This is a genomic window from Mediterraneibacter glycyrrhizinilyticus (assembly GCF_015560805.1).
Classification (GTDB): Bacteria; Bacillota; Clostridia; order Lachnospirales; family Lachnospiraceae; genus Schaedlerella; species Schaedlerella glycyrrhizinilytica_A.
On the sequence record NZ_JADMSO010000006.1, the window covers coordinates 133,104 to 155,151 of the forward strand.

The following is a 22,048-nucleotide window of genomic DNA, read 5'->3' on the forward strand; positions in this document are numbered from 1 at the left end:
ATCATATAAAATGTGAAGAAGTCGGAGGCTTAAAGCCACGGCTTCTTTTTTACTCATCGGAACAAATCTTAAGAAAACATTAATCAAATTTTCTGTAAAATATTCCATATTTTCAGATATGATAAATCCATCTGGCATACCGTATAAAGTGGATGCGGCAAAAAGGATGGAGGGTAACGTGAAAAAAATAATCGAAGTGAAAAATCTTTACAAGTTGTATCGCGTAGGAGATTCCATAGTCCGGGCGTTGAACGGCGTCGATTTTGCAATTTACGAGGGAGAATTCTGCGCGATCGTAGGCACGTCCGGTTCGGGAAAATCTACACTGCTCAATATGCTGGCCGGGTTGGAAAAGCCGACAAAGGGCGAGGTGATCATAGACGGCGTGCACATGGAAACGTTGAATGAAGAGGGGCTGGTACGATTCCGGCGGGAGAATGTCGGCTTTATCTTTCAGTCGTTTCATTTGCTCGGGACAATGAATGCATTGGAAAATGTAGCGCTTCCCTTAAGTTTCCGCGGGGAATCCCGAGCGAGCAGACTGAAAAAAGCGGATCAGATGCTGGATCTGGTCAAGCTGAAAAAACATAAAAAACATCTGCCGAGCCAGATGTCAGGCGGACAGCAGCAGCGGGTCGGCGTGGCGCGGGCGCTTGTAGTCGATCCGAAGATCATTTTTGCGGACGAACCCACGGGAAATCTGGATTCCCACACATCCGAGGAAGTGATGGAACTGATGCAGCAGGTTGTGAAAAAACAGGGGAAAACATTGGTCATGGTAACCCATGACGACCACCTTGCAGCATATGCGGATCGGATCTTTCATATTATTGACGGAAAGATCGTAAAGGTCGAAGTGAACTCTGCAAAAGAAGCGAAAAAAGAAAACGCGACAAAGAAAGAACAAACGAGAGAACAAAAGAAAGAGACAAAGAAAGAGCGGGAAAGAGAGGAAGAGCGAAAATGAGAAGAGGGAAACAGGCAGCAGGAATCCTGCTGTGTATGGTATTGGCGGCGGCATCCGTTCCGGGAATACCGGCAAATGCAGAAGAGGGAAAGACAAAAGATGTAAAAGCAGAAGCGGTGCAGACAAAGGAGCCAGTCCAGTCTCTGAGCAGTGTCAATGGACAGGCAACGATCCCGCAGATCCGGCTTTCCGTCGGAGACGGACAGTCCACACCGCAGTATACGGCGGAAGAGCAGGTGGAACTTGTCGTAAAAGTGACCAATCAGGGCGTGGCAGATGCGCAGAATGTCCGGATCACTCCGATGATCGACAATGCGGCGGACTGGCCGTTTGTGATCGAGAGTATGAATTACGAACAGAATCTGGGCACGATCAAAGCAGGAGAGAGTGTGGAAGCAAAATGGACGCTGACCGTTCGCTCAGATGTGGAGACAAAATCGTACAAGTCGTTGTTTGCAATCTCTTATGATGACGGCACGACGCCTTACGATGTGCAGAAGACGATCTATGTCAATACGACGGCGAAACCGGCAGAACAGCCGGGCGGCGGAGACGATGGCTCTGCGCAGGATCCGAATACGGATCCGAATACAGAGCCGCAGACGCCGGGAGAAACGCCGGGAGGAAACGTATCAGATCCCGGTGCGGGTGACTTATCCGGTATGGGGGGAGCGATGATCCCGGGTGACGGCGGCGTCTACAACAGTGATCCGGTCGTTTCCGGCGGAGGCAGTACGAGCAAGTCGGTTCCCCGTGTGATCGTGACCGGATTCGCGACAGATCCGGGTGCAGTCAATGCGGGCAGTAATTTCCGCCTCACCGTACATGTGAAAAATACATCGTCGACCACCGCAGTGTCCAACATGCTTTTTGATCTGCAGGCTCCGGCGGCAGGAACCGAGGGCGCGGCGGAAGCGCCGGCGTTTCTTCCGGCGTCCGGTTCCAGCTCGATTTATCTGGACAGTATCCCGGCAGGGGAGACGAGAGATATTACCATCGATATGAACGCACGGGCAGATCTGCTGCAGAAACCGTACAGTATTGCGATGACAATGAAGTATGAGGACGGTAATGCCGTGCAGTATGAGGGAGCTTCCAGTCTGGCGATCCCGGTACAGCAGGCAGCCAGATTTGAGTTCAGCGACATCGAGATCGCGCCGGGAAGCATTGAGGTCGGAGAGGAAGCGAACCTAACCTGTAGTCTGTACAATACGGGGCGTGTAAAATTATATAATGTCAAGGCGTCTTTTGTCGGCGATGGGATCAAAGGAAAAGATGTGTTTGTCGGTAATCTGGAATCCGGTGCAACCGGAACGATCGATGGCATGCTGACGGCGGAAAGCGAGATTCCGGCAGGTACAAAATGTAAGATGGTCGTTACATACGAAGACGTCTCCGGCAATGTGTCTACAACGGAGAAAGAGTTTGAATTGGAAGTTCTTCCGATGGCGGCAGACGATATGTCGGCAGATGCAGCGCCGGTAGAGCAGAAAGCCTCCATACCGGTAGTACCGATCGTGATCGGAGTTCTTGTTGTGGCAGGAGTCGTCCTGACGATCGTGCTTCTTCGCAGAAAAAAGAAAAAACAGATGTTGGCAGAAGAGGAGGATTTGGCAGATGAGGTGGATCGACTTACTGAGGATGAGTAGCGGCAGCCTCAAACGAAGAAAATTGAGAACATTTCTGACGGTCTTAGGCGTTGTGATCGGAACGGCGTCCATCGTTGTCATGATCTCGCTTGGGCTTGGAATGCAGCAGTCTCTCTATCGGGAGATCGAGCAGTCCGGCGGTATGACGAGCATTACGGTGACAGGAAAAGATGTGGGAAGCCGGATGGTGTATACGAGTGATGATCAGATGGGAGACGAGACTAAAAAATATATCACCGACGAGACGATCAAAGAATTGGAAAAATTAGAACATGTGGCAAGCGCGAGTCCGTCGCTTACGATGAATTCGGTGCTGCTGTCCGGAAAATATGAGGGATATATCCAGTTGGTCGGGCTGACGCCGGAAGAAATGAAACGGCAGAATATGAAACTGACGGATGACAGCCGTCTGCCGGATGAGGATGCCCAGAATCTGGAACTGATCTTCGGAAACGGCGTCCCGACGATGTTCTATGAGCGGGGAAGCGGAAAAGGCTATTGGGAAACAATGGAACTTCCGGATATTGATTTCCGAAACGATCAGATGTTTCTGATCCTGGATCAGGATGCATTTTTCAATGCCCAGCAGAATACGCCGGTGAGTGAGAATTCGGGAGACCAGAGCGCGCAAAGCGGCGGGAATGCATCTGCAGGTACACAGAAGCCGCCGAAGAAATATGTGGTGAACGCCTGTGGGATGGTCGCTGGGGACGTGGAGTCTTATAATGCCAACTATTATGATGTATACTGCAATATCGACGTGCTTCGCTCGATGCTGCAGAAAGAGTTTGCCGGACGTGCGATCCCGGGACAGCCGACGACCAAGACCGGAAAGCCGTATCGGTTCTTTGCCTACACAACCGCAAAAGTGCAGGCGGACGAACTCGACAATGTGGAATCGCTTGCGAATCAGATCCGGGAACTGGGGTACAATGTGTCCACCAATGCGGAATATCTGAAGAGCATGCAGAAACAGTTTGCGATGGTGCAGGCTCTTCTCGGCGGGATCGGAGCCGTGTCGCTGTTCGTGGCGGCGATCGGGATCGCGAATACGATGATGATGTCGATCTATGAGCGGACCAAAGAGATCGGCGTGATCAAAGTCCTCGGCTGTAGTTTGCGGAACATTAAGACGATGTTTCTTATGGAAGCCGGATTCATTGGATTTATCGGCGGTGTGATCGGAAATATACTGAGCTTTTTGATGTCGGTTGCGATCAATTTCCTTGTGGCGAAAAGCGGCGGCGTCGGTCTGGACGGCAATCTGTCCTATATTCCGCTCTGGCTTGTTCTGGCGTCGATGGGATTCGCAGTGTTCGTCGGAATGGTGGCAGGATATTTCCCGGCATTGCGCGCGATGCGTTTAAGTCCGCTTGCGGCGATCCGGAATAATTAGAAAGCATCATTCTTCGATGATCTGGATCTCCAGATAATCAAAATCAATACTGTCTACAAAATTATCCTGATAAAATCTGGCTTTGTCATGGCGCTTGAAATCAGCGATCGTCGTGTCAAGCCAGATTGGTTTGCTTAAATCAAATTCATAGCATATCGCATCAAGCGCATGAAAAATCTTATGTGTGCGGGTGTCGTCGGTATCGTCACAGATCACGGTATCCCGAAGCATCCGGTTGTCTTTAAATTCTTTTCCCCATAAACGAAACATAGCAAAGTTCCTCCTTTTTTAATGAAAAGAGTATACCATTGCCATCTGTGAAATGCAACATGGTGTGGTAGTTTTGGGAGGAGTATGATATAATGCGGTTGTTATCTGCGCCGGGAAGAAAAATAAAAAGAGGCGCGGAGATAAGAGGAGAACAGGAAAATGAAAAGTATTTTGGACCGGATTTTTGTGGACGGCCTTGGAGGGATGGCGCACGGATTATTTGCTACGCTGATCATTGGAACGATCATCCAGCAGATCGGATTGTTTGCGGGCGGAGATTTTGGGAATATGCTGTATATGGCAGGAAAGATGGCGGCGGCGATGACAGGCGCCGGGATCGGTGTCGGTGTGGCAAGGAAATTTAATGCAGATCAGTTGGTTGTCGTATCGGCGGCGACGGTAGGAATGATCGGAGCGTTTGCGGGCAAACTGCTTGCAGGAGAAGTACTGACGGACGGAAACGTCTTTCTGGCAGGACCGGGAGAGCCGCTGGGAGCATTTGTGGCTGCCTACGTTGCGATCGAGATCGGTATTCTGATCTCCGGGAAGACAAAACTGGATATTTTGATCACACCGTTTGTGTGTATCGGAGTCGGAACGGCGACCGGACTGGTTGTGGGACCGCCGATCTCACGGTTTATGGGATGGCTCGGATCGCTGATCAACTGGGGAACGGAACAGCAGCCGTTTTTGATGGGGATCGTTGTATCCGTATTGATGGGAATGATCCTGACGCTTCCGATCAGCTCGGCGGCTATTGGAGTGATCCTGAATCTGTCGGGGCTTGCGGCGGGCGCGGCGACGATCGGCTGCTGCTGCAACATGGTGGGGTTTGCCGTGGCAAGTTTCCGGGAAAATGGGTTCGGCGGACTTCTGGCGCAGGGGATCGGCACGTCGATGCTCCAAGTCCCGAATATCGTAAGACACCCGAAGATCTGGCTGCCGGCGATCCTTTCCAGTGCGATCTTAGGACCGGTCGGCACGATGCTTCTGCATATGACGAACAACGCGACCGGATCCGGCATGGGAACCGCCGGGCTGGTGGGGCAGATCATGACCTGGCAGGTGATGACACAGACCGAAGCGCCGGTGGTCGTGCTTTTGAAGATCCTCCTGATCCAGATCGTTCTTCCGGCCGCGCTCACATTTGGATTTTCGGAATTCATGCGGCGTAAAAAATGGATCCGTTTCGGGGAGATGAAGCTGGATCTGTAAACTTTCTTAAAAAAGAGTGAAAATCATGACAGGAAAATCGGAATATGCTACAATGCAGAGGAATGGGAACGTACAGTCAGATGTTCTCATTAAATGAAATTCTCCGTGCTGTGCAGGCATCGCGGAAGAAGATACGGGAGGGAGTACAGAATTTGGGAGAAGAACGGCAGATCAACGATGCGATACGGAATTATGAGGACGTTGACAGCTGGAAAACAGTGATTTTTCTGTATAATGCAGCATTAAAAGAAGTAGGAACGAAGCTGGAGATCTTAAACGATGAGTTCCAGCATGTACATAAGTATAATCCGATCGAACATATCAAGACGAGGATCAAGACGCCGGAAAGTATCGTCAAGAAGTTAAAGCGCAACGGACACGAAGTCTCGATCGAGAATATGGTCCGGTATATCAACGACATTGCAGGCGTGCGGCTGATCTGTTCTTTTACGTCGGATATTTACCGACTGGCGGAGATGATCGGAAACCAGAGCGATCTGAAAGTCATGACGATCAAAGATTATATCAAGAACCCGAAAGAGAGCGGATACAAAAGCTATCATATGCTCGTGTCGGTTCCGATCTTTCTTTCGGACAGCGTTGTGGACACGAAAGTGGAGATCCAGATCCGGACGATCGCGATGGATTTCTGGGCGAGTCTGGAGCATAAGATCTACTACAAGTTCGAGGGGAACGCTCCGGATTATATCAGCCGGGATCTGCGCGAATGTGCGCAGATGGTTTCAGAGCTGGACGATAAGATGCTCTCTTTGAATGAGGCGATCCAGGCATGTCTCGAAGAACAGAACGGCATTGATTATGTAGAAGAGCGCAATCGGATGAGCAGTGTGGCCAACGGCCTGATCGGCGGAAGCTATATAAAAAAGTAATGGCAGCGTCGGTGTACAAGGATGCATATTTTCCCTTGTACATCGGCGTAATACAGGAAAAAGGAAAAGTCCCATGGATTTCTGCGGAAACCGGAGGGACTTTTTTGTATAGGAGGAACTGCATCGGATGACGATGCTTTTCTTGACCCATCTGCGGATTTCCCGTATAATATTCAGCAAACGGGTAAAGTGAGATGGGGAATATGGCAAAGGCAGTAAAGATCAAATTCATAGAACTTGGCGCAGGTGGAATCCTTTATCTTGCGGCATTGTATACCGCAGGAGATGGAGAGTGGACGAGCGGGGCAGAGACGGTATGTTTTTTGCTGGCTTATTTTGCGTTGGCGGCTGGAGTTTTCGCACAGCTGATCCGAAATTTCAGGAAGATGCATTTTTTCGATGAAAATTTTCTGATGCTTCTTGCAACGGTCGGGGCGCTGATCATCGGGAAATATACAGAAGCGGTCGGTGCGATCCTTTTCTTCCAGATCGGGAAACTGATCGAGGAGATTTCCATGAGCAGAACGAAGAAGTCGATCGCGAAATACATGGACATCCGTCCGGAGTTTGCCAACCGGAAAGTCGGCAATAAAGAGGAAAATGTAGCGCCGTCCGATCTGAAACGGGGCGATGTGATCGTGATCCGTCCGGGAGAGAAGATCCCGGTCGACGCGGTTGTCACGGCGGGAAGCAGTATGGTTGATATGAAAGCGCTGACCGGAGAATCCGAACCGGGCGAGGTTAAGATTGGCCAAAAAGTATACAGTGGAAGTATCAATCTGAGCGGACTATTGGAAGCGAGGGTGTCGAAAGTATATGCGGAGTCTACGGCGTCGCGGATCATGGGACTGGTAGAGGGGGCGAACAAGAAGAAGTCGGAGACCGAGAAGTTTGCCGACCGGTTTACGAAGTATTACACGCCGATCGTGACCTGTCTCGGGATTCTCGTGATGATCCTGCCGCCGATGATGCTGCCGGCGCACGATACGGAGACGTGGATGTACCGGGGACTGATTTTCCTCGTTGCCGCCTGTCCGTTCGGGCTACTCGTGTCGGTTCCGCTTGCATTTCTCGGGGGGATCGGTGCGGCTTCTAAGCAGGGAGTCCTTATGAAAGGAAGTAATTTCCTCGAGGCGCTCTCAAAAGCGGAGACATTTATTTTTGATAAGACCGGAACGCTGACGCAAGGCGTATTCCATGTGAAGAAAATCTGTCCGAAAGGGATGACGGCAGAAGAACTGTTGGAACTGACGGCGCATGGAGAAGCATATTCCAGTCATCCGATCGCGGTTTCGCTTCAGGAAGCTTATGGAAAAGATGTGGATCTTGGCAGGGTCAAATATATCAAAGAATTTTCCGGTTTCGGCGTGATGGCGGAGATCGATGGAAAGGATGTCTATATCGGGAATTCCAAATTTATGAACCGGCAGGGACTTTATTATCAGCCGGTGTCGGAGATCGGGACTGCGGTCCATGTGGCGGTGGACGGGGAATATGCCGGATACATCCTGATCTCGGATGCGCTGCGGAAAGACGCGAAACGTACGATCCGATGGCTGGAGAGACATCAGCTTGAAGCGGTCATGCTCACCGGAGATAATGAACGGGTGGCGCAAAGTGTTGCAAAACAATTGGGGATTGAGTATGTATATGCCAATCTGATGCCCGAAGATAAGGTGGCGCAGTTGGAGGAATTTATCGACAGTCAGATGGAAAGTGAAAATCTGGCGTTTGTGGGGGATGGGATCAATGACGCTCCGGTGCTGGCGCGGGCGGATATCGGGATCGCGATGGGCGGTCTCGGAGCAGATGCGGCGCTGGAAGCTGCGGATGTGATCCTGATGGAAGACGAACCATCCCGCATCATCGATGCGATACGGATCTCCCGGGGAACGATACGGGCGGTGAAGCAGAACCTGATCTTTGCGATCGGGATGAAGATTTTACTTCTGATACTTGCTTTTTTCGGATATGTGTCGATGCAGGATGCGATCATTGCAGATATGTGCGTAATGCTGATCAATATTTTAAATTCATTCTGGGTCATTACGCTTTGCTGATAAGGAGAAGACAGAGATTATGGCAGAACAGAAAAAAAGAAACGGAACTACACAGAGGCGCAGATCGGATGCCGTGCGGGATCAGAAACGGACAAACGCGGGAAACCGTCAGGGCAGACGGAGCGCGGGAACACGGAGTTCAGGCAGGGCGAATGTTCGCAAAAAGCGCAGACGGCAGCGGAAAACGAGAGCTTGGATCATAGGGATCTGTATTTTGATCGCGGCAGTGCTTGTTGTCGCGGGAGTGCTTGTTTTCGGAAACAAAGGAAAAGACATCGAGGAGGGGACAAAGCTTTTAGAGCAGGGAAAATATAAAGAAGCCTCGGAGGTGTTCAATACCTATTTAAAAGAAAATATGGGCGCCGATGAGGACGATGTATTTTATCAGGCGGAGGCGAGCAGAGGTCTCGGCATGGCATATTACGAATTGAAACAATATGACAAAGCTATTGAGTTTTTGAACAAGGCGGCGGATCTGGGCGGAGAGATGACGCCGGCTCTTTACAACCTGATCGGGATTTCGGCGATGAATCTGGAAGATTATGACAGTGCGCTTACTGCATTTGAAAAAGGGTGCCAGCTTCCGGCGACAAGTGTGTATACGGATGCGGACGGAAAAGAGCAGACGGCAGATTACACGGCGGTGATCCAGGAGATGCAGTTCAATCGGATCGTCTGCTTTGAGAAAAAACTGGACTGGGCAAGTGCAAAAGCGGAGATGGAAACATATCTGACACTTTATCCGGATGATGAGACGGCGAAGAAAGAAGCGGAATTTTTAGGATCGATGCAGTTATAAACGGGTGCGGACACAAAAAGGAGACAGCAGATGAGAAAAAGATTTCAGATCACCGAATACTGTCAGAATTTCATGAAAGACTATATCGGAGAGGGCGATCTGTGCATTGATGCGACGGCGGGCAACGGCGGCGATACCGAGTTCCTCTGCAGGATGGTCGGAGAAAGCGGACGGGTCTGTGCCTTTGATATTCAGGATGCGGCGCTGGAATATACGAAAGAACGGCTGGAGAAGAGCGGACTTGCAGAGCGCGCAGTGCTGATCCGGGATGGGCATGAACGGATGGGCTATTATGTGAAAGAAGAAGTGGCAGCGATCATGTTTAATTTCGGATATCTGCCGGGAGCGGATCATGCGGTCGCGACAAAAGCAGAAACGAGTCTGGCGGCGATCCGGTGCGGTATGGAATTGTTGAAAGTCGGCGGCGTGATGAGTCTTTGCATTTACAGCGGAGGCGACACCGGATACGAGGAGCGGACTGTGCTGCTTGGTTTTTTAAAAACGTTGGATCCAAAGCGGTGGCTTGTACTTGTGCATGAATTTTATAACCGGAAAAATGATCCGCCGCTTCCGGTATTTCTCGTGAAACTTTCATGAAATTCTCAAGAGACTTTTATGGGACAGGGTATTTAGGAGCAAGAACGTTTACAAACAGAAAGAGAGTCGGACAAAAAATGGAACTATATGAACAGAAAGAACATGTAGAACGGGTGATCCTTGTCGGGATCCAGACCGGCGACAGTGATCCGGCGGAGGCTTCGCTGGATGAACTGGGCGAGCTGGCAAAGACGGCGGGGGCGGTCGTGGTCGGCAGGATGATCCAGAACCGGGAGCAGATGCATCCGGCAACCTATATCGGAAAAGGAAAGATCCTGGAATTAAAAGAGATGATCTGGGAAACAGATGCGACAGGGATCATCTGTGATGATGAACTGAGTTCTGCACAGCTTGGGAATCTGGAACAGGAGCTGGAATGCAAGGTGATGGACCGGACGCTTTTGATCCTGGATATTTTTGCGGCGCGGGCAGTGTCCAGCGAGGGGAAGATCCAAGTAGAACTGGCGCAGCTACGGTATCGGGCGTCCCGGCTCGTGGGACTGGGACATTCGTTGTCGCGTCTCGGCGGCGGGATCGGAACGAGGGGACCGGGAGAGAAAAAACTTGAGATGGACCGGCGGTTGATCCGGGAGCGTATCAGCCGTTTGAAGAAAGAATTAAAAGAAGTGGAACAGCACAGGGAACTGATCCGTACCCAGAGAAAAGAGTCCCACCGGAAAGTTGCTGCGCTGGTCGGTTACACGTCGGCAGGAAAGAGCAGTATTGAAAATGCGCTGACCGGGGCGGGGATCTTGGAAGATGCGATGCTTTTCTCCACATTGGACACTACGACGAGAGCGCTGGAACTGGGCGGAAAGCAGACGGTTCTTTTGACCGATACGGTCGGGTTTATCCGGAAACTGCCGCATCATCTTGTGGAAGCGTTTAAGAGTACATTGAAGGAAGCGATTTATGCGGATATCATCATCCATGTGGTTGATGCGTCCAATCCGCAGATGGATACACAGATGTATGTTGTGTATGAGACGCTGCGCCAGCTCGGCGTGAAAGAAAAACCGATCGTGACCTTGTTCAATAAGCAGGATCAGGTAGAGACACCGGGGGCGTTCCGGGATTTTCAGGCGGATTATACCGTCTGCACTTCGGCGCGTACCGGAGAGGGACTGGAAGAATTGAAGCAGGTTCTGTTGGAAATACTGCGGAAAGATCTGGTATATGTGGAGCGCTTGTATCCATTTCCCGAGGCGGGAAAGATCCAGCGGATTCGTGAGATCGGCGAACTTTTGGAAGAAGAATATGTTCCGGAAGGAATACAAATAAAGGCATATGTCCCATACGGATTTTAGATCCGACGGGGCATATGCCTTTTGGCACTTCAGGTGATTGTCAGCGTCGGTGTGTGTGGGAAAATACGTCTCACACCGCGCTGTTTCGGTGAACATGGCATTTGTCAGAAGAGGTAAGGCTCGGATGGGATTTCTGGATAGCTTCCCATGGAGATCAGAAGCTTTAATCCGACTTCCCGCGCGGTCAACACCGCATTTTTTACGGCGGAAGCATCTCCGGTGACTGCGGCGATCACTTCGTTGGAATGACTGGTCCCGCGGGTCGGCGTCATATATTTGACGATCTCTACCGGGGAAGATTTCAGCGCAAGGTCAGCCATCACAAGCCCGATGGCGGCAGGAGAGCCGCAGAAAAATCCGAACGGTCTTCCAATCGGCGCGTCAAATGCCATGTGAAGCGCCTGGCTGGCATTGGCGGAATAAGTAAATTCCAGATGTCCGGCTTCGCTGATGTAAAGTTCTCCGGCATATTTTTTTGTGAATTCCAGTGAGATCTCGACTGCGCGCCGCACATCGGAGACGTTGTCGCCGCCGATGATGATAAAGTTGCCGTGCCCGCCCCAGCCTTTGGTGTCCCGCGGAAGTTCGATGGAAACGACTTCGGTGTTGGTGGATTTGACCGCTTCATCGACTGCGTTGATCTGTCCGGCGGCGCCGGTACGAGAACTCAAAAGTCCGAGACTTCGGTAAGGTTTCTTTAAGTCCATCCGGGCGAGCAGAGCCGGGCTGGTTCCCGGGATGACAAGCCCGATGGTGTCGAGTACGGTTGTGCCGACAAATTCGGTCATGGAACAATCCATGGAAATCGTATCAAGATGGTGTACGTCGATCATAGTAGATCCTCCTTATATAAATCCGCCGTCAAATCCGAGGATCTGTCCGGTCATGTACGGATGGTTTTCCGCAAGATCAAAGACGAGATCTGCCGTTTCTTCGGGGGTGCCGAAACGTCCGGCGGGAATTTCTTCCTGCAGACTGTATTTGTCCTCTTCACTCAGACATCCGTTCATGTCGGTGTCGATCACGCCGCAGGCGACCGCGTTGACCTGGATGTTGCTGGGGGCAAGTTCTTTTGCCAATGCCATAGTCAGACCGTTGAGCCCGGCCTTTGCAGCAGAATAGGCAGCTTCACAGGAAGCGCCGGTGCGTCCCCACATGGAAGAAATGTTGATGATCCGCCCCTGCTTTTTGGAAACCATATAGGGGATGGCAGCCCGGGAACAGTAGAATGCGGAAGAAAGGTTTGTTCCGATCATCCGATCCCAGTCTGCGTTGGTCATATCGGTCAACAGACCGAGCCAGGCAATCCCGGCATTATTGACGAGGACGTCGAGTCCGCCGACGATCTGCCGGATCGTGGAAAACATTGCTTCGACCTGATCGGGATCGCCAACGTCGCCGATCAGAGCGTCACAGGATCCTCCGTTTTCTCGTAACTCGTCTCTTAGATCATGCAGAATGCCGACGGATTGTTTACAATTGATAAAAACATGGTAGCCTGCTTTGGCAAAACGGCGGGCACATGCCGCGCCGATCCCGCGGGAGGCTCCGGTAATAAAAACCGTTTTTTGTTTCATGGTATCAACCTCGTTTCAAAGTCATGCACGACGTGGCGTATGTCTGCAACACGTTGTGAACAGTACTTATTATAGCGGATGGAACGAAATTTGTATACTGATTTTCATTGTGAACGGCGGTTTCTTATGGTATCATTTGAATAGCGTATATACAGCGTCAATGTGCAAGGGCATATATCCCCTTGTACACGGACGATACAGTGCATATATAGATTGCTGTCTGCGGACATGGAGACGATCACGAAGGAGGATGGGGCATGCTGAATGAAGCCGTTGAATTTGCGACAAAGGCACATGAAGGACAGTTTCGGAAAGGAACGAAGCGCCCGTACATTGTCCACCCGATCGAGGTGGCGGATATTGTGACGACGATGACGAGAGATCCGGAAGTGATCTGCGCGGCGGTTCTGCACGATACGATCGAGGACTGCGCAGGAGTGACGAAAGAAACGCTGGAAGATCGGTTCGGAGAACGGGTCGCCATGTTGGTAGACTGTGAAAGTGAGGACAAGTCCAAAAGCTGGGAAGAGCGGAAAAGTACGACGATCCGTCGGCTTCGCACAGCGCCGAGAGAAGTACAGATGATCGGTCTGGCGGATAAGCTTTCCAATATGCGCGATATTCACCGGGATTATCCGGTGTTCGGAGAAAATCTCTGGATGCGGTTTCGGATGCAGAGCAAAGCGGCGATGGGATGGTATTATAAGAGTATCCGAGACGTGCTGAAAAGTTCTTTTCAAGGCACGGCGGCGTATGAAGAATATTGTGCGCTTGTGGAGGAACATTTTGGGAAAGAGCCGGCGTCGATGGACTGGAAAAAAAGAAATGTTAAGGGAGAGTGGGAAAGATGGCAAAGACAAAAGTGATCTGCTTTGCAAATAATAAAGGCGGGAGCGGCAAGTCAACGACCTGTTCCAACGTGGGATATGGACTGAGTGTGCTTGGCAGTAAAGTGCTTCTTATCGACGGGGATATGCAGATGAACCTGTCCCTGTCTTTGTTTGATGAAGATCAGGTGCTTTCTTATGCACAGAGCGGAAAGAATCTCTACGAGGGGATCCGCAGGCAGGATGATCTGACGGATTATATCGTCCATTCCCGCTACGAGGGACTGGATCTGATCCCGTCGTCGACTCTGATGAGCTCGATCGAGTATGAGTTGTTTACAAAGTGGCAGAGAGAGTATATTTTAAGAAAATGTCTGGCAAATATCGTGGAATCCGAAATGTATGACTATATCCTGATCGATGCGCCGCCGACGTTGGGCGGATGGGTGATGAATATTCTCTGCGCGTCCAATAAGATCGTGATCCCGGTGGAGTCGACACCGTGGGGGCTGTTCGGTCTCGGCAATATGTTTGAGTTTCTCGAGCAGGTGCGGCAGATCGCGCCGGAACTGGAACTGGGCGGTCTTGTGATCACGAAAGTGGACACGCGGAAAAGCTATTTCAAACAGACATTGGAGACGTTGAAAGAACTGGAAGACGTCCGGGTGTTCGACACCTATATCCGTGTAGACAGCGGGATCGAGTGGTCGCAGGATAATCACGCGCCGATCATGGCATATAAAAAGAGCAGCCGGAGCGCGGCGGAATATATGGAACTGGCAAAAGAGATCGCGCAGATTGCAGGAGTGTAGAGATGGATCAAGAATTGCTTGGGGCATTGTCTGTGATCACGGAAGAAGAACAGCGGATCCTGAATGGAAGGGACAATATCGATCAGAAGATTTACACGGAAAAAAAAGAGCTGATCGTGGATTGCGATAAACTTTTGGAGCGAGGCAAACTGATCCAGGTGCGCCCGCACACACGGTTTATCCGTTTTCCGAAGCATCGTCACAATTATGTGGAAGTGATCTATATGTGCCAGGGGACGACGACGCATATCATCGACGGGAATCAGGTGGTTTTGGAGGAGGGAGATCTTCTTTTTCTCAACCAGAATGCGGAGCAGGAGATTCTTCCGGCAAAGGAGACGGATATTGCGGTGAATTTTATCATTTTGCCGGAGTTTTTCAACATGGCGTTTGCAATGATGGGGGAGGAAGACAATGCGTTAAAAGAATTTCTTGTCGGAACGTTATGCCGGAAAAATGAACTCGCTTCTTATTTATATTTCCATGTGTCAAAGATCCTACCGATCCAGAATCTGATCGAGAATATGGTGTGGACGATTTTTTACGATATGGCGAACAAGCGAAGCTGTAATCAGATTACGATGGGGCTTCTTCTTTTGCAGCTTTTAAATTATATGGATAAAATGGAAACCGGAAGCATCCGGTTCGATACCGAGCTTGTCGGGACGGTCTTAAATTACATCGAGGAACATTACAAAAGCGGAAGTCTGACGGAACTGGCGGAGATGATGAAGTATGATGTGTACTGGCTGAGCCGGGAGATCAAAAAACGGACCGGAAAGACGTACAAAGAACTGCTTCAGAACAAGCGGATGAGTCAGGCGGCATATCTTTTGACGAGCAGCGCGGTTCCCGTGACGGATATCATCGAATCGGTAGGATATGACAATACCAGTTATTTTTACAGGAAGTTCCGGGAGAGGTACGGGATGAGCCCGAAAGAGTATCGGGAAAGAAACAGAGGCGAATGAGGACGCTTGAATACAAAAATCTGCAAATAAGGTTGTAGCTTTTTGTAAATAGAGTCCTTTTTTTGTGCGCTTTTACTAATTATAATAGGGATAGAATCTAAAAAGTATGAAGGAGGCACAAAATGGAGAAGTACTATTTAGCCATTGACATCGGGGCGTCCAGCGGACGGCATATGCTGGCATCGGTTGCGGACGGAAAGATGCAGTTGGAGGAAATCTACCGCTTCCCGAATGGAATGGACAATGTGAACGGAACATTGTGCTGGGATGTAAAACGCCTGTTTACCGAGATCAAAAACGGGCTCAAGAAATGTAAAGAGCTGGGGAAGATCCCGGTATCCATGGGGATTGACACATGGGCGGTTGATTATGTTTTACTGGACAAAGACGACCGGATCTTAGGGGACACTGTTGGGTATCGTGACAGCCGCACAGACGGGATGGATCAGAAAGTATACGAGGTGATCTCACAGAGCGCCCTGTATGAGCGGACCGGGATCCAGAAGCAGATGTTCAACACGATCTACCAGCTGATGGCGGTAAAAGAACAGCATCCGGAATATATGGAACAGGCGGAGTCCTTACTTATGATCCCGGATTATTTCCAGTTCCTTTTGACCGGTGTGAAAAAGATGGAGTACACCAATGCGACGAGCACACAGTTGATCGATCCGAAGACAAATGACTGGGATTATGAACTGATCGAGATGCTCGGCTATAACCGGAAGATGTTCCGTCCGGTCTCCATGCCGGGAACCGTTGTAGGAAACTTTACAAAAGAGATACAGGAAGAAGTCGGATTTGACTGTAAAGTCGTGCTTCCGGCAACACACGATACCGGATCGGCGGTGCTTTCCGTTCCGACCAACGATGACAATGCGATCTACATCAGTTCCGGTACATGGTCGCTGATGGGGATCGAGCGCAAAGAGGCAGACTGCTCGATGGCAAGTATGCAGGCGAACTTTACAAACGAGGGCGGCTACGATCACCGTTTCCGTTTCCTGAAAAATATCATGGGACTCTGGATGATCCAGTCGGTGAAGAAAGAATTTGAAGAAGATCTTTCTTTTGCAGAAATCTGTGAGCGGGCATCCAAAGAGACGATCGATTCGATCGTGGACTGCAACGACGATTGTTTCCTTGCGCCGCAGAGTATGATCAAGGCGGTGCAGGATTTCTGCCGGGCGACCGGACAGACCGTGCCGCAGACCGTAGGCGAGATTGCAGCCGTGATCTACAACAGCCTTGGAAAATGCTATGGCGATACGGTGAAAGAGATCGAAGCGATCACCGGCAATACATACGATACGATCTATGTAGTGGGCGGCGGCGCCAATGCGGGATATTTGAATGAACTGACTGCCAAATATACAGGAAAGAACGTTTCCGCCGGACCGACGGAGGCGACGGCGATCGGAAATATTACGGTTCAGATGCTGCACGACGGCGTATTTGCAAGTCTTCCGGAGGCAAGAACCTGTATCGGCGAATCGTTCGATATCAAATGGTATCGCCGATAAGAACGGAAATCGTCCGATATGAAACATGACAGATCAAAAACGACAGAGCAGAAAGGCTCTTCATAAAAGGAGGATAAAACAATGGCTACAAGATATGAATCCGCAAAAGAGATTTACGCAAAATTAGGTGTGGACACAGACGCTGCGATCGAGAAATGTATGAACGTTCCGGTGTCTTTGCATTGCTGGCAGGGAGACGACGTGATCGGATTTGATCACGATGGTCCGCTGACCGGAGGGATCCAGACGACAGGAAATTATCCGGGAAAAGCAAGAACCCCGGAAGAACTGCTTCAGGACATGGACAAGGCAATGAGCCTGATGCCGGGTAAGAAAAAGATCAATGTGCATGCGTGCTATGCGATTTTCGAGGACGGCGAGTTCGCAGACCGTGACAAACTGGAGCCAAAGCATTTCCAGAAATGGGTGGATTTTGCAAAAGAAAGAGGAATGGGTCTGGACTTTAACCCGACGTTCTTCTCACATCCGATGGTAAAAGACGGACTGACACTGTCAAGCCCGGATGAAGAGACAAGAAAATTCTGGATCGAGCACGGAAAAGCCTGCATCCGCATTTCCAAATATTTTGCAGAGCAGACAGGAATCCCGTGTGTGATGAACATCTGGACAGGCGACGGATACAAAGATGTTCCGGCTGACCGCATGGGACCGAGAATGCGTTATAAAGAATCCATCGATGAGATCCTTTCCGAACCATATGATCCGAAGATGGTAAAACCGTGTGTGGAATCGAAAGTATTTGGAATCGGAGTGGAAGCATATACAGTCGGATCTGCCGAATTCTCACTGAGCTACGCGGCAGCCAACATGGACAAATGTCTGCCGCTGATGGACAACGGACATTATCATCCGACAGAGATGGTTTCCGATAAGATTCCGGCGCTCTTGACATTCTTCCCGGAGATCGCGCTTCATGTAACACGCCCGATCCGCTGGGATTCCGACCATGTGGTACTGTTTGACGATGAGACGAAAGAGATCGCACAGGAGATCGTGCGCTGTGAGAATGGTCTGGATCGTACATACATTGCGCTGGATTACTTTGACGCTTCCATCAACCGTATCTCCGCATGGGTGACCGGATTCAGAAGCTTCCAGAAAGCACTGCTGAATGCATTGTGTACACCGAGTGCGATGCTGAAAGAACTGCAGGATACGAATCAGATGACAAAGAAGATGGTTCTGATGGAACAGTGCAAGACGCTTCCGCTCGGAGACGTATGGGAAGAGTACTGCAGAAGATGCGGCGTTGCAGCAGAGGGATGGTTTGACGAGATCGAAACATATGAGACAGAGGTTCTGGCGAAGAGAGCGTAAGCGAGCCTGCGGCTTCTGAGAGAAAGAAACGTTGTCTGCCCGGCAGGGGAGACAGCGTTTCTTTTTTGGAAAATTGTTAGTTTTCACAAAAAAATCAGGTTTTTGGGTGAGATGTCGTGCAGAATGAACGTATTCATGGTATGATAAAAAAAGCGAAAAAAGAAAAAGACAGGAGGGATCGCAATGCATGCAGACATCAAATGGCTGGATCGGCCGGAAATATTTCGGGTCAACCGGCTGGACGCACACAGTGATCATAGGTTTTATGAGGGTGAGAAATCTCTGAGGGAAAATCGTGAGACATTGAAGCAGTCATTGAACGGAATATGGAAATTCCGCTATTCCGTTAATGCGAAAGAGCGACCGGCGGCATTTTACGAAGAAGAATATGAAGTGTCAGGATTTGATCCGATCAAAGTCCCGCGCCATATCGAGATCGCCGGTTACGACAAAATTCATTATATTAATACGATGTATCCGTGGGAGGGAAAAGAATATCGGAGACCGGCGGGTACGTTACATGAGCATGAAGACGGCATGTTCAGCGAAGCGGACTATAATCCGGTCGGTTCTTATGTGCGGATGTTCGATCTGGAGGAAGCACTTGTCGGAAAACGGATCATCTTAAGCTTCGAGGGCGCGGAGCAGGCGCTTTATGTATGGGTCAACGGTTCGTTTGTCGGTTATGCGGAGGATAGTTTTACCGTGTCGGAATTCGATATCACGCCATATGTGAGAGAAAAGGGCAACCGTCTGGCGGTGGAAGTTCACAAACGAAGCACCGCGGCATTTTTGGAAGATCAGGATTTTTTCCGCTTTTTTGGATTGTTCCGCGATGTGAACCTGTACGGACTGCCGAAAATCCATGTGGCAGATATGTGGGCGAAAGCATCCTATGAGCCGGAAGCACAAAAAGGCGCGTTGGATCTGACTTTAAAAATATCAGCGGAAACAGATGCGGATCTTGCGGGAGCGAGCGCTGTGATCTGTCTGAAAGAGGAAGAGCGCCGGATTTTGTCCGGAGAGATTTCCATGAATAATTTCGAGATACAAAAGGACGGAACTGTCCGTCTTGCGTGGAAAGCGGATGTGCCGGAGCCGGTGCGGCAGTGGGATAACCGGGATCCGAAGCTGTATCGTCTGGAGATCCGGATTTTGGATCCCGATGGAAATGTGGCGGAGGTCGTACCTTATGACGTCGGATTCCGTAAGATCTGTATGCAGGACGGTCTGATGGAACTAAACGGAGAGCGTCTGATCATCAACGGTGTCAACCGGCATGAGTGGAATGCATCCGAGGGACGGAGCATTTCGGAAGAAGATGAGATTTTCGACATTGCGTGCATGAAGAGAAACAATATCAATGCTGTGCGCACTTGCCATTATCCGGATCGGATCAGCTGGTATTATCGCTGTGACGAGGCGGGGATCTATGTGATGGCGGAGACGAATCTGGAGTCTCACGGTTCTTGGCAGAAGCTGGGAGGAATCGATCCGTCGTGGAATGTGCCGGGAAGCTTTGACGCATGGCGCGAGGTTGTTCTGGACCGTGCGCGGACGAATTTTGAAGTGTTTAAAAACCATCCGTCCGTTTTGTTCTGGTCGTTGGGAAATGAATCCTATGCCGGGGATGTGTTGAAAGAGATGAACGCTTACTATAAGGAGACAGATCCGGACCGTCTCGTACATTATGAGGGGGTAGTACATAACCGTGCTTATGAAGACTGTATTTCCGATATGGAGAGCCGGATGTATGCGAAACCGCAGCAGATCCGCGAGTATCTGGAAGATCAGCCGAAGAAGCCGTTTTTGCTCTGTGAATATATGCACGATATGGGCAATTCTTTGGGTGGTATGAAGTCTTACATCGATCTTTTGGATCAGTATGAAATGTATCAGGGCGGATTTATCTGGGATTATATCGATCAGGCAATCCTCGTGGAAGATGAAGTGACCGGGCAAAAGGTGCTGCGCTACGGCGGCGATTTCGACGACCGTCCGTCGGATTATGAATTTTCCGGAAATGGAATCGTCTTTGCGGATCGTATGGAAAAACCGGCAATGCAGGAGGTGAAATATTATTATGGACTGCACAAATAAATTAAAAATCGTATACGGAGACGCGACGTTTGGCGTTCACGGAGAGGGATTCGATTATATTTTCTCCTACATGCGCGGCGGACTGGAATCTCTTGTGAAAGATGGAAAAGAATGGCTGTACCGCTCACCGCGACCGACATTTTGGAGAGCGACAACGGATAATGACCGGGGAAATGGATTTTCGGTAAAGTCCGGAATGTGGCTGAGTGCGGATCTGTTCCAGAAATGTGTGGGAATCCGTATCACTGTGGATGGGGGCTCGATAGAGAATTTCCTGCCGCCTCAGAATAATGGTTACAGCAATGACGAGTATGCGAAAGAAGCGGAAATCTCTTATACTTATGAGACGATCACGGTTCCGGCGACAAAGGTGGACGTGACATATCATGTGACTGCAGACGGAAAAATCCATGTGAACGTACAGTATCACGGTGGGAAAGGGCTGCCGGAACTTCCGGTGTTCGGGATGCGTTTTGTGATGCCGACAAAGGCGGATGGTTATGTGTATGAGGGGTTATCAGGGGAGACTTATCCGGATCGGATGGCGGGCGGTATCCCGGGTGTCTATGAGGTGGATGGTCTTCCGGTCACGCCGTATCTTGTCCCGCAGGAATGCGGAATGCACATGGAGACGGAATGGGTGACGGTATATCGGAGTAAAACATTGGATAACAGCTCGGACAATGTGAAAAAGTCCGGTCTTACGTTTACATCCGGTGAAAAACGGTTTGGATTTGCATGTATTCCGTATACAGCGGAAGAGCTGGAAAATGCAACGCATCACGAGGAACTTCCGGTTGCGAGAAGAACGGTGCTTACGATCTGCGGTGCAGTGAGAGGCGTCGGCGGGATTGACAGTTGGGGAAGTGATGTGGAAGAAGATTACCGCATCGATGCGGAAAAGGACATTGCGTACGAGTTTACGATCGAGTAGGTGACCTGCGCCCTGGAAGTAAAAAGACGATGGAACAGATGATATGGAATTTCAATCTGTTTCATCGTCGTTTCCTTTTTTGCAGAAATGCCTGAAATTCACTGGAGGAGTTATTCAGTACAAGTGACTTTGGAAAATCCGCTTTTTTCAGGAGCTCCTGCGCGTAAGTAAAATCTCCGACGTGTTTGGTGCCGTGGCTGTCGCTGGAGAGCAAGATCGGATAATGAAAATGCCGGCACAGATTTAGGATCATCAGATCGTTGAAACGGGTATCGCCGCGGTAGCCGTCCGGGGAAAGGGAACTGTTATTGATCTCGAGAAGTATCTGATGTTCCATCGCGGCGCGGACAATGGCAAGATAGTCCACCGGATATTTCACATCGTCGCAGTGTCCGATGATCGTCACATAAGGATTCTTCATGGCGTTGAGATAGGTTCTTGTGTTCTCTTCTTTTGTCCCGGGTTTTTTGACCGGTTTATGGATGCTTGCGATCACATAATCAAGATGTGCGAGGATCGGATCCTCCAGATCCAGACTGCCGTTCTCGTCCAGAATGTTCACTTCGGCGCCGTAGAGCATTTCCACACCGAGCCGTTTCCTCGGCGCATAGCTTAAATTTCGAAAATAAGATGGTCTGCCGCCGCCAAGCGTTGCCGGACCATGGTCGGAAATCCCGAGCAGTTTTAAATTGCGTGAGGCCGCCGCTTTCGCCATATCGGTGATCGTGGCAGTGGAAGCGTGCCCGCTTGCAATGGTGTGCGTATGGATGTCAAATTCCGATGCTGCCATCGTGGTCATTCCTTTCTGCTAAGTGA

The 22,048-nt window shown here is 50.1% G+C and carries 20 protein-coding genes; 16 read left to right on the plus strand and 4 right to left on the minus strand.

The window, feature by feature from the left end:
- Window positions 1-178: 178 nt before the first annotated feature.
- The 3 genes from I2H87_RS07925 to I2H87_RS07935 are packed head-to-tail and all read left to right on the plus strand — an operon-like array spanning window position 179 to window position 4,012.
- Complete coding sequence (locus I2H87_RS07925) at window positions 179-967, plus strand: ABC transporter ATP-binding protein (protein ID WP_022152602.1); 789 nt, start codon at window positions 179-181, stop codon at window positions 965-967.
- Window positions 964-2,616 carry a COG1361 S-layer family protein gene (locus I2H87_RS07930; protein WP_195609684.1) on the plus strand — a complete coding sequence of 551 codons (1,653 nt, stop codon included), beginning with the start codon at window positions 964-966 and terminating at the stop codon, window positions 2,614-2,616. Before I2H87_RS07925 ends, I2H87_RS07930 begins: the two co-directional genes overlap by 4 nt.
- A complete protein-coding gene (locus I2H87_RS07935; protein WP_195609685.1) occupies window positions 2,585-4,012 on the plus strand; it encodes an ABC transporter permease in 1,428 nt (475 codons plus the stop codon). The genes I2H87_RS07930 and I2H87_RS07935 overlap by 32 nt, the downstream gene beginning before the upstream one ends.
- 6 nt (window positions 4,013-4,018) lie before the next feature.
- Here I2H87_RS07935 and I2H87_RS07940 read toward each other — a convergent pair whose 3' ends face one another.
- On the minus strand, window positions 4,019-4,282 hold the full coding sequence (locus tag I2H87_RS07940; protein WP_009268030.1) for a hypothetical protein: 264 nt from the start codon (window positions 4,280-4,282) through the stop codon (window positions 4,019-4,021).
- A 159-nt stretch (window positions 4,283-4,441) separates the two neighbouring features.
- On the opposite strand from I2H87_RS07940, the gene I2H87_RS07945 reads away from it, so the two are divergent.
- The 6 genes from I2H87_RS07945 (at window position 4,442) to hflX (ending at window position 11,150) form a co-directional block, all read left to right on the plus strand.
- Window positions 4,442-5,497: a PTS transporter subunit IIC gene (locus tag I2H87_RS07945; protein WP_195609686.1), complete on the plus strand. Its 1,056-nt coding sequence runs from the start codon at window positions 4,442-4,444 to the stop codon at window positions 5,495-5,497.
- A 170-nt stretch (window positions 5,498-5,667) separates the two neighbouring features.
- Window positions 5,668-6,387 carry a GTP pyrophosphokinase gene (locus I2H87_RS07950; RefSeq protein ID WP_044954969.1) on the plus strand — a complete coding sequence of 240 codons (720 nt, stop codon included), beginning with the start codon at window positions 5,668-5,670 and terminating at the stop codon, window positions 6,385-6,387.
- Window positions 6,388-6,590: 203 nt separating this feature from the next.
- Window positions 6,591-8,447, plus strand: a complete 1,857-nt coding sequence (locus I2H87_RS07955) for a heavy metal translocating P-type ATPase (protein ID WP_195609687.1) — start codon at window positions 6,591-6,593, stop codon at window positions 8,445-8,447.
- 19 nt (window positions 8,448-8,466) lie between these two features.
- A complete protein-coding gene (locus I2H87_RS07960; RefSeq protein WP_022151777.1) occupies window positions 8,467-9,246 on the plus strand; it encodes a tetratricopeptide repeat protein in 780 nt (259 codons plus the stop codon).
- Window positions 9,247-9,276: 30 nt separating this feature from the next.
- Window positions 9,277-9,843, plus strand: a complete 567-nt coding sequence (locus I2H87_RS07965) for a class I SAM-dependent methyltransferase (RefSeq protein ID WP_009268024.1) — start codon at window positions 9,277-9,279, stop codon at window positions 9,841-9,843.
- A 77-nt stretch (window positions 9,844-9,920) separates the two neighbouring features.
- Window positions 9,921-11,150 (plus strand): GTPase HflX, encoded by a 1,230-nt coding sequence (gene hflX / locus I2H87_RS07970; protein WP_195609688.1) that lies wholly within the window; start codon window positions 9,921-9,923, stop codon window positions 11,148-11,150.
- A gap of 104 nt (window positions 11,151-11,254) precedes the next feature.
- Here the strand turns inward: hflX and pduB are convergent, their stop codons facing one another.
- Both pduB and ymfI read right to left on the minus strand, forming a co-directional pair.
- Entirely contained in the window at window positions 11,255-11,983 is a 729-nt protein-coding gene (gene pduB, locus I2H87_RS07975; protein ID WP_009268021.1) for a microcompartment protein PduB, read from the minus strand.
- A 12-nt stretch (window positions 11,984-11,995) separates the two neighbouring features.
- Complete coding sequence (ymfI, locus tag I2H87_RS07980) at window positions 11,996-12,727, minus strand: elongation factor P 5-aminopentanone reductase (protein WP_195609689.1); 732 nt, start codon at window positions 12,725-12,727, stop codon at window positions 11,996-11,998.
- 257 nt (window positions 12,728-12,984) lie between these two features.
- Between ymfI and I2H87_RS07985 the strand changes: the two genes are divergently transcribed.
- The 7 genes from I2H87_RS07985 (at window position 12,985) to I2H87_RS08015 (ending at window position 21,232) form a co-directional block, all read left to right on the plus strand.
- A complete protein-coding gene (locus I2H87_RS07985) occupies window positions 12,985-13,593 on the plus strand; it encodes an HD domain-containing protein (RefSeq protein ID WP_009268019.1) in 609 nt (202 codons plus the stop codon).
- Window positions 13,575-14,366 carry a ParA family protein gene (locus tag I2H87_RS07990; protein WP_117551243.1) on the plus strand — a complete coding sequence of 264 codons (792 nt, stop codon included), beginning with the start codon at window positions 13,575-13,577 and terminating at the stop codon, window positions 14,364-14,366. The genes I2H87_RS07985 and I2H87_RS07990 overlap by 19 nt, the downstream gene beginning before the upstream one ends.
- A gap of 2 nt (window positions 14,367-14,368) precedes the next feature.
- Window positions 14,369-15,337 (plus strand): AraC family transcriptional regulator, encoded by a 969-nt coding sequence (locus I2H87_RS07995; protein WP_009268017.1) that lies wholly within the window; start codon window positions 14,369-14,371, stop codon window positions 15,335-15,337.
- Between the two features lie 122 nt (window positions 15,338-15,459).
- The gene (gene rhaB, locus I2H87_RS08000; protein WP_022151772.1) at window positions 15,460-16,860 is read left to right on the plus strand and encodes a rhamnulokinase; all 1,401 of its coding nucleotides are present in this window, start codon (window positions 15,460-15,462) and stop codon (window positions 16,858-16,860) included.
- A gap of 81 nt (window positions 16,861-16,941) precedes the next feature.
- On the plus strand, window positions 16,942-18,198 hold the full coding sequence (locus tag I2H87_RS08005; protein ID WP_009268015.1) for an L-rhamnose isomerase: 1,257 nt from the start codon (window positions 16,942-16,944) through the stop codon (window positions 18,196-18,198).
- Between the two features lie 183 nt (window positions 18,199-18,381).
- The gene (locus I2H87_RS08010) at window positions 18,382-20,298 is read left to right on the plus strand and encodes a glycoside hydrolase family 2 TIM barrel-domain containing protein (protein WP_195609690.1); all 1,917 of its coding nucleotides are present in this window, start codon (window positions 18,382-18,384) and stop codon (window positions 20,296-20,298) included.
- Complete coding sequence (locus I2H87_RS08015) at window positions 20,282-21,232, plus strand: beta-galactosidase small subunit (protein WP_009268013.1); 951 nt, start codon at window positions 20,282-20,284, stop codon at window positions 21,230-21,232. The genes I2H87_RS08010 and I2H87_RS08015 overlap by 17 nt, the downstream gene beginning before the upstream one ends.
- Window positions 21,233-21,293: 61 nt before the next feature.
- On the opposite strand, the gene I2H87_RS08020 is transcribed toward I2H87_RS08015, so the two are convergent.
- Window positions 21,294-22,022 carry a phosphatase gene (locus I2H87_RS08020; RefSeq protein ID WP_022151767.1) on the minus strand — a complete coding sequence of 243 codons (729 nt, stop codon included), beginning with the start codon at window positions 22,020-22,022 and terminating at the stop codon, window positions 21,294-21,296.
- Between the last annotated feature and the right edge of the window lie 26 nt (window positions 22,023-22,048).